General features: G+C 66.6%; 14 protein-coding genes. 7 read left to right on the plus strand and 7 right to left on the minus strand.

Features of this window, described 5'->3' with window-relative positions; all coding sequences use genetic code 11:
• Positions 1-28 precede the first annotated feature (28 nt).
• From AC5P5X_RS12135 to AC5P5X_RS12150, 4 genes are read right to left on the minus strand one after another with little or no spacing between them, the layout of a single operon-like run.
• Positions 29-814: a YaiO family outer membrane beta-barrel protein gene (locus tag AC5P5X_RS12135; RefSeq protein ID WP_012478775.1), complete on the minus strand. Its 786-nt coding sequence runs from the start codon at positions 812-814 to the stop codon at positions 29-31.
• A gap of 4 nt (positions 815-818) precedes the next feature.
• Positions 819-1,424 (minus strand): LbetaH domain-containing protein, encoded by a 606-nt coding sequence (locus tag AC5P5X_RS12140; RefSeq protein WP_495215989.1) that lies wholly within the window; start codon positions 1,422-1,424, stop codon positions 819-821.
• Positions 1,411-2,550 carry a glycosyltransferase family 2 protein gene (locus tag AC5P5X_RS12145; RefSeq protein WP_043035696.1) on the minus strand — a complete coding sequence of 380 codons (1,140 nt, stop codon included), beginning with the start codon at positions 2,548-2,550 and terminating at the stop codon, positions 1,411-1,413. The genes AC5P5X_RS12140 and AC5P5X_RS12145 overlap by 14 nt, the downstream gene beginning before the upstream one ends.
• Positions 2,550-3,161: a PIG-L deacetylase family protein gene (locus AC5P5X_RS12150; RefSeq protein WP_043035697.1), complete on the minus strand. Its 612-nt coding sequence runs from the start codon at positions 3,159-3,161 to the stop codon at positions 2,550-2,552. The genes AC5P5X_RS12145 and AC5P5X_RS12150 overlap by 1 nt, the downstream gene beginning before the upstream one ends.
• Positions 3,162-3,326: 165 nt before the next feature.
• Here AC5P5X_RS12150 and AC5P5X_RS12155 point away from each other — a divergent pair, with 165 nt between their 5' ends.
• Both AC5P5X_RS12155 and AC5P5X_RS12160 read left to right on the plus strand, forming a co-directional pair.
• Positions 3,327-3,914, plus strand: coding sequence for an O-methyltransferase (locus AC5P5X_RS12155; RefSeq protein WP_111117644.1), 588 nt, complete (start codon positions 3,327-3,329; stop codon positions 3,912-3,914).
• A gap of 155 nt (positions 3,915-4,069) precedes the next feature.
• The gene (locus tag AC5P5X_RS12160; RefSeq protein ID WP_005411909.1) at positions 4,070-4,810 is read left to right on the plus strand and encodes a pseudouridine synthase; all 741 of its coding nucleotides are present in this window, start codon (positions 4,070-4,072) and stop codon (positions 4,808-4,810) included.
• A 76-nt stretch (positions 4,811-4,886) separates the two neighbouring features.
• Here AC5P5X_RS12160 and AC5P5X_RS12165 read toward each other — a convergent pair whose 3' ends face one another.
• Entirely contained in the window at positions 4,887-5,414 is a 528-nt protein-coding gene (locus AC5P5X_RS12165) for a DUF2059 domain-containing protein (protein ID WP_005407643.1), read from the minus strand.
• 133 nt (positions 5,415-5,547) lie between these two features.
• On the opposite strand from AC5P5X_RS12165, the gene arfB reads away from it, so the two are divergent.
• From arfB to dcp, 3 genes are all read left to right on the plus strand, one after another.
• Positions 5,548-5,979 (plus strand): alternative ribosome rescue aminoacyl-tRNA hydrolase ArfB, encoded by a 432-nt coding sequence (arfB, locus tag AC5P5X_RS12170; RefSeq protein ID WP_005407644.1) that lies wholly within the window; start codon positions 5,548-5,550, stop codon positions 5,977-5,979.
• A 4-nt stretch (positions 5,980-5,983) separates the two neighbouring features.
• Positions 5,984-6,586, plus strand: coding sequence for a lysophospholipid acyltransferase family protein (locus AC5P5X_RS12175; RefSeq protein ID WP_005407645.1), 603 nt, complete (start codon positions 5,984-5,986; stop codon positions 6,584-6,586).
• Between the two features lie 111 nt (positions 6,587-6,697).
• On the plus strand, positions 6,698-8,854 hold the full coding sequence (gene dcp / locus AC5P5X_RS12180) for a peptidyl-dipeptidase Dcp (RefSeq protein ID WP_012478784.1): 2,157 nt from the start codon (positions 6,698-6,700) through the stop codon (positions 8,852-8,854).
• Positions 8,855-9,234: 380 nt separating this feature from the next.
• Here dcp and AC5P5X_RS12185 read toward each other — a convergent pair whose 3' ends face one another.
• Entirely contained in the window at positions 9,235-9,681 is a 447-nt protein-coding gene (locus AC5P5X_RS12185; RefSeq protein ID WP_004153636.1) for a 3-dehydroquinate dehydratase, read from the minus strand.
• 3 nt (positions 9,682-9,684) lie between these two features.
• Positions 9,685-10,086, minus strand: a complete 402-nt coding sequence (locus AC5P5X_RS12190; protein WP_005407647.1) for a hypothetical protein — start codon at positions 10,084-10,086, stop codon at positions 9,685-9,687.
• A 175-nt stretch (positions 10,087-10,261) separates the two neighbouring features.
• On the opposite strand from AC5P5X_RS12190, the gene lepB reads away from it, so the two are divergent.
• Entirely contained in the window at positions 10,262-10,888 is a 627-nt protein-coding gene (gene lepB, locus AC5P5X_RS12195; RefSeq protein WP_043035700.1) for a signal peptidase I, read from the plus strand.
• A 124-nt stretch (positions 10,889-11,012) separates the two neighbouring features.
• Positions 11,013-12,269 carry an MFS transporter gene (locus AC5P5X_RS12200; RefSeq protein WP_005407649.1) on the plus strand — a complete coding sequence of 419 codons (1,257 nt, stop codon included), beginning with the start codon at positions 11,013-11,015 and terminating at the stop codon, positions 12,267-12,269.
• Positions 12,270-12,471: the final 202 nt, after the last annotated feature.

The raw sequence follows: 12,471 nt of genomic DNA on the forward strand, positions 1-12,471 counted from the left end.
CACGGTACGCCGCCGATCAATTACAGGCTCACCAGTGGTAGCCCAGGCCCAGGTGCGATTGCACACTCTGGAAGCTGTCCAGGCGCGTCCTGTGCCAGGTCTTGCCGATACCCACGTCCAGCACCAGATGCTCACCCAATGGCTGGCTGCGGCGCAGGAAGGCACGCCGTGCATCGTGCTCGCGCAGCAGCAGCGGATCGGACTCGGCGGTATAGCCGGACGTGCCGCTGCCCAGCCACAGCTGGGTCGAGCCACGGCCTTGCCCATCCTTCAGCCGCAGCGACAGTGTGGTGCCATGCCCATCCGGTCCATTGGACTGGCGGTGCCGCTCGTGGCGCAGTGAGGCAGTCACGCGCGGAAAGTAATGCGAGGCACCCACCGACCAGCCGCTCACATGGGCGCCGGCATGGTACTGGGCGTATTTGCCGCCCACGCTCAGTACGGTCTGCGGTGTCACTTTCCACTGGATGTCCTGGTTGACCTGGCGGTTGACGAACACCGGATCATCGTTGGATGCCGTGACAGCGGTGCGGGTGGACAGGCGCGGGCTCCAGCGATGGTGCAGCGAGCCCTGCATGCGGTTGCCGCTGAATCGCCTGCTGCCGTAGTCACGCTCGCCATGGGCCAACCCCAGGTGCCAGCGGCTGCCGCCACTGCGGCCGGCCACGTCCACGGTCTGTACGTCGCGCTTGCCGAAGCCATCGCTGTAGTCGGCATGGTCCAGCTGCACCGTGACACGGTCGACGCCGGCGTGGGCGCTGCAGACAGCCAGCAGCAGGGCGCATGGCAGTGCGCCACGGATGATCAATCGCATGGGGTTACTCCAGGGGTTGGGAATGCAATGACTGCAGCAGCCGGTAGCGGCCGGGCGGCAGGTTTCGTTCCACGGTGATGCGCGGCCCGAACTGGCTTCCCGGCGCGACGATGCGGCCGGGCAGGATGATCACGGCGACGCCCAGCGCGGCACCTTCGCCGATCCAGGCGCCGAGCTTGTCGCGCTGGCTGTCGATGACGGTGTCGCCGATGTGGACGGTGACCATTGCCCCATCCAGGCGATGGTTGCTGGTACGCACCAGGGCGCCGAGATAGACCCGGTCATCGATGCGGCTGTCGGCGATGAAGCACTGCGGGCCGATGCTGACCTGGTTGCCCAACCGTGCGTTCTTCAGTTCGCTGGCAAAGCAGATACGCGTGCCGTCACCGATGCACAGCGGGCCGCGCAGCAGTGCGTTGTTGCCGATCAGGCAGTCGCGGCCGATCGACACCGGACCCTGGACATGGGCGCCGTCGCAGATGCGACTGCCGGCACCGATCCGTACGGCGCCCTGCAGGGTGGCCCGTGGCGAGACCCTTGCGTCGGGATCAGTGTGGGGCGCAAGTGTCGACAGTGCCTCGGCCATCGCGGCGAGGTCATTCCACCACATGCGGGTACCTCGTCGGCTTGTCGCGCACGGGTTCGCGGCCGGTGAACAGCCCCGCCAGGCCATGAAACAGCCAGATCGCATAGGCGAGCAGTACATACAGCATCGAGAAGGCCGCCGCCGGCACCAGCCACGCACGTCGGTGGTGGATGGCACTGATCACTGCCAGCAGCATGACGATGCCGGTCCAGAACAGCGGCATCACCGACAGGGCAAGGCCACCCGGTCCGTGCAGCCGGGCCGCGCCGAACCATACCTGCAGCGACAGCATGATGCCGGCCAGGGCGAGCAGCATCATCGGCAGGATGCTGAAAATGCCGAAGCGTGTCAGCAGCAGGTGGCGATGCAGGCGCATGCATACCGCATAGCCGACGATCCAGCGTCGCCAGCGCCGCCATTCTTCCACCAGCGTGTTGCATTCCTGCGGGTAGACCACGCAGCGGATGCTCTGGCGAACCCGATAGCCCTGCGCAACCAGCGACCAGGACATGTCGAGGTCTTCCACGCGGGTGCGATCGGAAAATCCGACCTTGCGCAGCACCGAAGTACGGAACAGGCCACACGAGCCGGAAACGATGAACGGTGCGCCGCCCAGCCATTGCTGGAAGCTGCGCTTGATCACGATCATCGGCAGTTTCAGGCTGGCGCGCACATGGGGGAGGAAGCCGGCGCCCTGCAGGCTGGACGAGGGGACCCCGCCAACCGCATCGGCGCCGCGCTCGATCTCGGCCAGCAGATAACCCAGGCCATGGCTGCGCGGATCGATATGGGTATCTGCATCGGTCAGGAACACCTGCTCGGCGGTTGCGTGCTGCAGCCCGTGCATCAGCGCACCGCCCTTGCCGGTGTTGGCCTGGTGCACGGCCACCAGGCGCCCGGGCCAGCGCGCCTGCAGCGCATCAAGCACCTGAGCCGTGTTGTCGGTGGAACCATCGTTGACACAGATCACCCGCGCCACGTACGGGTTTTCCAGCAGGCTGGCCAGCGAGCGCTCCAGGCATGGGGCTTCGTTGTAGGCCGGCACGATCGCGTCGATGCTGTACAGGCGGGTGCTGGGCCGGCGCGAGGCCTGCACGCAGATTCGTACCAGGATGAAAGCGCACATGGCCAGGAACAACAGCGTCTTCATCAAAGCACCAGACGGTAGGGCAGGAAGCCCTCGCTGGGACCGATGCCGATCTGCTGGCCACGGAACTGCGCATGGCAGCGGAGGTGGCTTTCCTGCATGTAGTGGCGATCGCCCTGGCTGGCATGCTCGCGCAGCGCGTGGATCTTCAGCTCCAGCTGCGCGCTGATGTCCTCGAACACCTGCGGCGCGAACTGCGGCAGGGTGCTGGGGCTCTCATAACAGAGGATCTGCGGAATGTGGCGGCAGGCGATGATCGACGCTTCGTGAACGGTGCGATGGTCCTGGTGATGATCCTCACCACACATCGTGTAGATGCGGCCTGGTTCGATCAGCGTGCAGACCTGTTCGATCGACGCAATGATGTCGTTGCGGCAGGCGGGGAATCGCGTGTCCGGGAAATCCTGCTGGATCACCTCGGCCACCCCGAGCCGGCGCAGGGCGCGATGCGATTCATCGCTGCGATCGATGCCGGCGTGGCAGCCCCGGCCGCCGCGGCTGAGTACCAGTGCATGGATGCGTGAGCCGGCGCGAGCGAGCTTTGCCAGGCTGCCACCGCAACCGAGTTCGATGTCATCTGGATGGGCACCGATTGCCAGAATGTTCAATGTCATGGCCGTGTCCTAGCGGAAGCCGGGTGCGCGGCGGCCAGGCATGCTGTCCCCGCGCGAAGGAGGCGGAAACTATCTCAGCGTGAAAATGCAGCAGCTCTAGGATTCATACGAAATTCCGGGATTCGGGTAAGAATGGACGCTGCGTCATGGCGAGCTCAGCGGAAAATGGCCCTGGAACTGTCGGAACTGAAGAACGAACTGGCCCACTTCGGTGCCGAAAACGACGCCCGTGAAGTCGAACGCGGCCGCCGCATGCTCAACATCACGCCAGATACGGGCGAATTCCTCGCGGTGCTGGTGCGCTTCGGCACTGCGCGCCGCGTACTGGAGATCGGCACCTCCAACGGCTATTCGACGCTGTGGCTGGCCGAGGCCGCCGCCGCCATCGACGGCCACGTGACCACGCTGGAATACGCCGAGGACAAGGCGGCGATGGCGCGTGACACCTTCGCGCGCAGTGGCCTGGCCGATCGCATCACGCTGGTCCACGGCGATGCCGGGCCGTGGCTGGCAGAGGCCGCCGATGCCAGCATTGACCTGCTGTTCCTCGATTCGGACCGCGGGCAATACGCCGGCTGGTGGCCGCAGCTGCGCCGCGTGCTGCGTCCGGGTGGCCTGCTGGTGGTGGACAACGCCACCTCGCATGCGGGAGAGATGGAACCGCTGCGGACGCTGCTGGACGCTGATCCGGACTTCAGCACCAGCCTGGTGCCGGTGGGCAACGGCGAGCTGCTGGCCGTACGCAACGCCTGACCGCCGTGCTGCCCGCGCCTGATCCGGTAGTGCCGGCCGCGCCTGATCTGGTAGTGCCGGCCGCTGGCCGGCAAGCCCAGCAGCCAGACGATCCGCAGGCAGCCGGCCAGCGGCCGGCTCTACCGCATTCAGTGCCCAGCCTCGATAATCCCGCCGTGAGCACCGAACCTGACACCCTCGCCGCGGTCGAGACTGAAACCGCGCCCCTGCAGCTGCTGCACCTGGATGAGCGCCTGGCCGTGGTCAACAAGCCTGCCGGGCTGATGGTCCACGACAGCAAGCTGGCCCGTGGCGAAGACGACTTCCTGGCCGACCGCCTGCGCGAGCAGCTGGGCCGCCCGATCTTCCTCGTGCATCGCCTGGACCGGGCCACCAGTGGCTGCCTGCTGCTGGCCTTTGACCGCGAGACCGCCAGTGCGCTGGGCAAGGCGCTGATGGGTGGCGAGGTGCTGAAGGACTACCTGACCGTCTGCCGGGGCTGGCCGGCCGAACTCGCCTGGCAGGTCGATCATGATCTGGACGGCGGCCCGGGCAAACCGGTGAAAAAGCCGGCGGTCACCGACTTCCAGCGCCTGGCCACCGGAGAGTTGTCGGTGCCGGTCGGTGAATTCACCAGCTCGCGTTATGCGTTGCTGCGCTGCCAGCCACAGACCGGGCGCTTCCGGCAGATCCGCCGGCACCTCAAGCACCTGTCGCATCACATGATCGGCGACACCAGCCATGGTGATGGCCGCCACAACCGCATCTTCCGCATGCAGGGCGTGCACCGCATGCTGCTGCACGCCGAGCGCCTGCGGTTCCCGCATCCTGAGGGCGGCAACGTGGATGTCAGTGCGCCGCTGGATCGTGAGTTCCAGAAGGCGCTGGACCTGTTCGGCTGGCAGGTGGACCTATAGACGGTCGTGCCGGCCGCTGGCCGGCATCTGCCTGATCCCAACCGTACGAGGTTGCCGGCCAGCGGCCGGCACGACCTCACTTCTTTTCCGGCTCGTTGACGATCGCTTCCAGGTCCTTCTGCAGGTCCGCGAACAGCGGCTGCATGCGCGCCTGGATCGCCACCATCACGTTCTGCATCAGGGCCGGGGTCTTGTCCAGCAGGCTCTGGCCGGCCGCGCTCTCGTAGAACTCGGCCATCGCCAGCACGTCTTCCTTGCTGAAAGTCTTCTTGTACAGGTCCACGTACATCGGCCGCAGCTGCTGCCAGGACAGTGCCTGGCGCAGGGTCTGGCTGGTCCGTGCCTGGATCCGCTTCAGCTGCTCCTGCTGCTGGGCATTGAGCTGGCGCTGTGCGGCCACCTGCTGGAACTGCTGCTGCTGCATCGCCTCGATCTGCGGCAGCATGGTGTCGATCATGCTCTGCGCACGTGACGCGGACAGCAGACGGTTGATGTCGCCATCGGTCGGCGGCGCGGCCAGGGCGGGGACACTGGCCACGGCCAGCGCCAGCAGCAGGGCGGCGCGGCGCAGCAGGGAGGGCAGGGCGGGTGCGGAGCGGGTCATGCGAAGCTTCCTGCGGTACATGGGACGGCCAGCATACCCGCAGCCAAGGCGAAGGCGGCGTGTTCGGTACCTGATCGGCGGCATACGGCGCGCGATGCGCACTCCGACACGTGGCTGCCGCTACAATGCGCGGATGGGCAGTGGACCGGTCACCATCAACGCGCAGCTTGAAATCCCCGACGGCGAGATCGTCGAGCGGTTCGTGCGTGCCAGCGGTGCCGGTGGCCAGAACGTCAACAAGGTCTCCACTGCGGTGGAACTGCGTTTCGACGTGGCCAACTCGCCCTCGTTGCCCGAACCGTTGCGCACGCGCCTGCTGGCGCGGCGTGACCGGCGCATGACCGGCGAAGGCGTGCTGGTCATCGACGCGCAACGTTTCCGTACCCAGGATCGCAATCGCGAGGATGCGCGCGAGCGGCTGGCGGCCTTCATCCAGGCCGGGCTGAGCGTGCCCAAACCGCGCAAGGCCACCAAGCCGACCCTCGGGTCGAAACTGCGTCGTCTGGACGCCAAACGCGGGCGCGCGCAGATCAAGCGCGGGCGCTCATCACGTGACTGGGAGTGATTGCTTGAACAACCCGACTCCGCTGCTGCCGGCCGTGCCGCCGCAGATGCCACAGGTCAAACCCAATGCCTTCCTGCGCTGGCTGGCGCGCTGCACCCTGCGCATGGGCGGCTGGAAGGTGACCGGCACCCTGCCTGACATCCCGCGCCTGGTGTTCATCATCGCGCCGCATTCGTCCAACTGGGACGGCCTGTGGGGCATGGCGGCCAAGATCGCGCTGGGCATGAAGGTGAAGGTGCTGGGCAAGGCCTCGCTGTTCTGGTGGCCGCTGGGGCCGCTGCTGCACAAGCTGGGCGTGATCCCGCTGGACCGCAGCTCGCCGCAGGGCACGGTGGGCCAGGCGGTGGACCTGCTGCGCAACAACGAGAAGATGTGGTTCGCCATCACCCCCGAGGGCACCCGCAAGGCGGTGAAGGAGTGGAAGGCCGGCTTCCTGAAGATCGCCCGGATGGCCGACGTGCCGATCCTGGCCGCCTATTTCCATTACCCGGAAAAGACCATCGGCATCGGCCCGCTGTTCCAGCCGACCGGCGACGATGCTGCCGACATGGCCGCCATCCGCGAGTTCTACCGGCCGTGGATCGGCAAGACCCGCGGCACGGTCTGAGCCGGCCGCAGGCCGTCGCATAGACGCCACGTCCGGCACATGCCGGGCGAGCGCGACAGGAGTAGGGTGGAGGGCTGGTATTCCATACCGTCTGCCCAAGGAGCGTTTTACATGTCGCGTACCGTAGTCCTGGCCGCCGCCATCAGCCTGGCGCTGGCGGCCTGTTCCGGCAAGGAGTCCACCCCCGTGTCCGATGCCCAGAAAGCCCCGGCCCAGCAGCCGGCCGAAGCCTCCACCAATCCGCTGCTGAGCGCCAGCACGCTGCCGTTCCAGGCGCCGCAGTTCGACAAGATCAAGGACAGCGACTACCTGCCGGCCTTCGAAGAAGGCATGCGCCAGCACCTGGCCGACGTTCGCAAGATCGCCGACAGCAGCGAGCCGGCCACCTTCGACAACACCATCGTGGCGATGGAGCGCAGCGGCGAGACCCTGACCCGCGTGTCGCGCATCTTCTTCGGCCTGGTCCAGGCCGATACCAACGATGCGCGCCAGAAGATCCAGGAAGAAGTGGCGCCGAAGCTGGCTGCGCACCAGGACGAGATCAACCTCGACCCGAAGCTGTTCGCGCGCGTGAAGTCGATCTATGACCAGCGCGACACGCTTGAACTGGATCCGGTGCAGAAGCGCCTGGTCGAGCACTACTACGATGGCCTGGTGCGCGCCGGCGCACAGCTGTCCGACGCCGACAAGGCATCGCTGCGCAAGCTCAACGTGGAAGAAACCACCCTTTCCACCCAGTTCCACACCCGCCTGGTGGCCGCTACCGCCGCTGCGGCCGTTGTCGTTGACGACAAGGCCAAGCTGGCCGGCCTGGACGAGGATGCGATCAACAACGCCGCCAACGCAGCGAAGGAGCGCAAGCTGGATGGCAAGTTCCTGCTGCCGCTGCAGAACACCACCCAGCAGCCGGTGCTCGGCTCGCTGAGTGACCGCGACCAGCGTGCCGCCGTGCTGAAGGCTTCGGAAACCCGCGCCGAGCGTGGCGATGCCAACGACACCCGGCAGACCGTGCAGCGCCTGGCCCAGCTGCGTGCGCAGAAGGCCAAGCTGCTTGGCTTCGACACCTTCGCCGACTACCAGCTGGGCGACCAGATGGCCAAGACCCCGGCTGCCGCGCTGAAGCTGCTGACCGACACCGTGCCGGCCGCTACCGCCAAGGCGCGCGCCGAAGCCGGCGAGATCCAGAAGGTGATCGACGCGCAGAAGGGCGGCTTCCAGGTCGCCGCCTCGGACTGGGATTTCTACGCCGAGCAGGTGCGCAAGGCCAAGTACGATCTGGACGAGTCGCAGATCAAGCCGTACTTCGAACTGGACAACGTGCTGCAGAACGGCGTCTTCTACGCCGCCACCCAGCTGTACGGCATCACCTTCAAGCCGCGTACCGACATTCCGACCTACAACCCGGACATGAAGGTGTACGAAGTGTTCGACAAGGACGGCACCTCGCTGGCCCTGTTCTACACCGACTACTTCAAGCGTGACAGCAAGTCTGGCGGCGCCTGGATGGACGTGTTCGTCGAGCAGGACGGCCTGACCGGCGCCAAGCCGGTGGTCTACAACGTCTGCAACTTCACCAAGCCGGCCGCCGGCCAGCCTGCGCTGATCAGCTTCGACGACGTCACCACCATGTTCCATGAGTTCGGCCATGCACTGCATGGCATGTTCTCGAACGTGAAGTATCCGTCGATTGCCGGCACCGCCACCTCGCGCGACTTCGTCGAGTTCCCGTCGCAGTTCAACGAGCACTGGGCGCTGGACCCGAAGGTGTTCGCCAACTACGCCAAGCACTACAAGACCGGCGAGGCGATGCCGCAGGAGCTGGTCGACAAGATCCTCAAGGCACGCAGCTTCAACCAGGGCTATGCGACCACCGAGTACCTGTCGGCCGCACTGCTGGACCTGGCCTGGCACACGCAGAAGGCCGACGCGCCGCTGCAGGACGTCGGCGCCTTTGAAGCCAGCGCGCTGAAGAAGTTCAAGGTCGACCTGCCGCAGGTGCCGCCGCGCTACCGCACCACCTACTTCGACCACATCTGGGGTGGCGGTTACTCGGCCGGCTACTACGCCTACTTCTGGGCCGAAGTGCTGGACCATGACGCCTACCAGTGGTTCACCGAACACGGTGGCCTGACCGCCGCCAATGGCCAGGAATTCCGCGACAAGATCCTCTCGCGCGGCAACAGCGTGGAGCTGTCGACCCTGTACCGCGATTTCCGCGGCAAGGACCCGTCGGTGGAACCGCTGCTGAAGTTCCGCGGGCTGAAATAAGCGCGACCTGGAGTACGAAAGAAATAACGGCGGGGGAAACCCCGCCGTTTTTCGTTGAATCGATACCATCGACAGATTCCGCAGTTTGCCGCTCATCCACGCATGGCGTGGATCCATGTATCGACCAAGGTCGACACCTACCAAAAGCAGGCCATGCTGTTCCGACAGTTCGCGGAGATCTGTCGAAGGCGGGGTGGGTCCGGTTGCGGGGGTGTCCGCGGCATGGATGCCGCGGCCAAGCTTACAGGGACGTACTTGCAGCGTCTCCGCAACCGGACCCACCCCGCCATCCCCCAGGAAACCGGCTTTGGCTGTTGCTGTTGCTGTTGAGGTTGCCGGCCAGCGGCCGGCACTACCGGGTGCCGGGCACAGCCCGGCCATCACGTCCCCACGTGTACCCGGTTGGCTTGTTCGGCCAGCCCCAGGTGATCCAGCGCGATGTCCAGCGCCAGCACATAGCTCTGCGCACCGTACCCGGCGGCGATGCCCAGGCGCTGGCCGACACCGGCCGGCAGGCACGGCTCGGCCACCGCGCCGTCGTCATGTACTTCCACGTAGGCGTTGTGCAGGTAGGGCAGCAGGCGCTGAAGACGCAGGCTGTTTGCACACGCACCCGGGTCCAGCAGCGTCACCTCGCCGCGGCTGTGGTCGGCCACGCGCAGGGCGTCCAGCAGTTCCTGTTCCGAGCCGCAGGCGCGTATCGCCACGCTGGTGCCGGCGTCGATCGCCCGGTGCACCAACGACTTCAGTACCGGTGCCGGCAGCGGCATGGCGGTACGGATCAGCGCACCGGCGGCTTCCGGGCCACGGATGATGAAGATCGACATGGCTCAGCCCTCCTGCGCCAGGCGGCGGCCGACGATGGCCAGCGACAACGGATAACCGGCCTGCTGGCTGCGCTGGTCGATGACCACCGCCGCGGGGCCATGCTGCAGTCGCAGGCGCGCCTCCAGGCCGGGCTCGCTGGGTGCCTGCAACTCGATGTACTGCGCCGGCAGCCGTTCCAGCGCCGCCTGCAGCGCACCGCCCTCGGCCTGCCATTGCGCCTCGTCGGCCACGCCGACATCCAGCAGCACCCAGTCGGCCGAACGCGCCTGCGGCTGGCACAGGCACTGGCGCACTTCGGACAGGCTGGCGCAGTCGCTGCACAGCACGCGATGGCCGTTCAGCTGCGCCGGCAATTGCGGGCGCGGCGCGGACGAAGATGCGTGGCGGATCACCAGGAGGGTCATACAACACCTTGCGGAATGCGCCCTGCGGCGCGGTGGGCACACGATGCGCGCGCTGGCCGTAAAGGTGCGATGCCGGCGGCAGGTCCCGCGCGTAAAACCTGCGTAACCCGGCACTACCGGGAACCTCTCCCCCCGTGTGTGGTCTGATGCAGCTACCACCCACCCGGAGCCTGCCATGGACGCCGTTGCCCGCCCTCCCTTTTCCGATCGCGCGCTGGCCTGGCTGAAGAAGGAGGCGCTGCCGTTGCTGGTGATGCTTGGCCTGCTCGCCGCCGCCCGCGATACCCTCGCCAACCACTACGTGGTGCCCAGCGGTTCGATGCAGCCGACCCTGCAGCCCGGCGACCGGGTGGTGGTGGACATGCGCGCCTACGGCCTGCGCCTGCCATTCACCAGCAGGGAACTGATGTCCACCGGCACGCCGCAGCGCGGCGAAGTGGCGGTATTCGATTCGCCGGCCGATGGCACCCGGCTGATCAAGCGCGTGGCGGCGGTGGCCGGTGACCATGTGCAGATGCGCGAGGGCCACCTGAGCATCAATGGCCAGCCACTGCAGATCGCCGACCTGCAGGATGTGGAAGCCTTCGGTGAACGCCGTGCCAGCCTCGATCTGGACATGGGGGGCGGCCCGGACATCGCCGACCTGGTGGTGCCGGACGGCAAGGTGCTGGTGCTGGGTGACCACCGTGGCAACAGCTTCGATGGCCGCTTCTTCGGCTTCGTAGATGCCGACAAGGTCTACGGCCGTGCGGTGGCGGTGTACTACCGCCGCGGCGACGGTTTCGAGTGGCAGCGCCTGTAAGCTGAATTGATACTTCTTGAGTATCAATCCTGACTTATCAGGTTATGGATCGACTGGATGGACGGGCCTAGTCTGAGGCCCGTTCCCTCCCACGCCCGGCCGTCCCCACCGGCCTTTCGATTCCATGACTGGCGAAACTGCGGCGGCCGTTGAAGGCCGTCCCTCCACTCTCGATACCGGCACCGACACCCGCATCCAGCAGGGCACCCCGGCCTTTCGCCGCACCGCGCTGGCGCTGTTCCTGGCCGGCTTCTCCACCTTCGGCCTGCTGTACACCGTGCAGCCGTTGCTGCCCGAGTTCAGCCGTCACTTCGGCGTGTCCGCCGCCGGCAGCGCGATGTCGCTGTCGTTGACCACTGGCACGCTGGCGGTGGCGATGCTGCTGGCCGGCCTGCTGTCCGACGCGGTCGGCCGTCGCCCGTTGATGATCGTTGCGCTGTTGGCGTCGGCCATGCTGTCGCTGTGCACCGCGCTGGTGGACGACTGGACCACGCTGCTGGTGCTGCGGACCCTGCTTGGCCTGGCGCTGAGCGGCGTGCCGGCGGTAGCGATGACCTACCTGGTCGAGGAAATGGACAGCCGCGCGCTGGGCCTGGCGATGGGCCTGTACATCGGCGGCAACGCCATCGGTGGCATGAGCGGGCGCCTGCTGGCCGGCATCATCGCCGACCATTGGGGCTGGCGCTGGGGCATCGGCGTGGTCTCGATCATCGCCGTGGCCAGCACCGTGCTGCTGTGGCTGCAGCTGCCACCGTCGCGGCACTTCCATGCCCGTCGCGGCGGCCTGCGCCAATTGCCGTCGCGCTGGCGCACGCTGTTCGCCGACCCGGGCCTGCCGTGGCTGTTCGCCACCTCGTTCGTACTGATGGGCGTGTTCGTCACCCTCTACAACTACCTGGGCTATCACCTGCTGGCGCCGCCCTACCATCTCAGCCAGACCGTGGTCGGGCTGATCTTCAGCGTCTATCTGGTGGGTACCTTCAGTTCGGCGTGGATGGGCCAGCAGGCCACGCGCTACGGACGCGGCCGCATCCTGTCGATCTCGTTCGCGCTGATCGGCGCCGGCATCGCGCTGCTGGCGATGCCGTGGCTGAGCACGATGGCGCTGGGTATCGCACTGGTGACCTTCGGCTTCTTCGGTGGTCATTCCGTGGCCAGCAGCTGGGTTGGAAGCCGCGCCGGTGCGATGCGTGCGGAAGCCTCGGCGCTGTACCTGTTCGCCTACTACCTGGGGTCCAGCGTGCTGGGCGGTGTGGGTGGCCTGGCCTATGCAGCCTGGGACTGGCTTGGCGTGTGTGTGTTCGCCGCCGCGCTGACCCTGATCGGCGGTGGCATCGTCTGGACGCTGCAGCAGCGCACGCCGCAGCCGGTCACGGCGTGACCCGACGCACGGCAGTGCCGGCCGCTGGCCGGCAACCATGGTGTGGCGGGTTTGCCGAGGTAGAGTCGACTGTTAGTTGTGATCTCTCTGTACGTTGTTCATCCGGGACATCTTTGGAAAATGGTGGTTACCACACCTCTCCAGACCCCAAAGAGCCCGGATGAACCACCATAAAAATGCCCGTTTGACCGTCCATAGTCGA

The sequence above is a fragment of the Stenotrophomonas sp. YJH_SMC_91 genome (assembly GCF_059368495.1).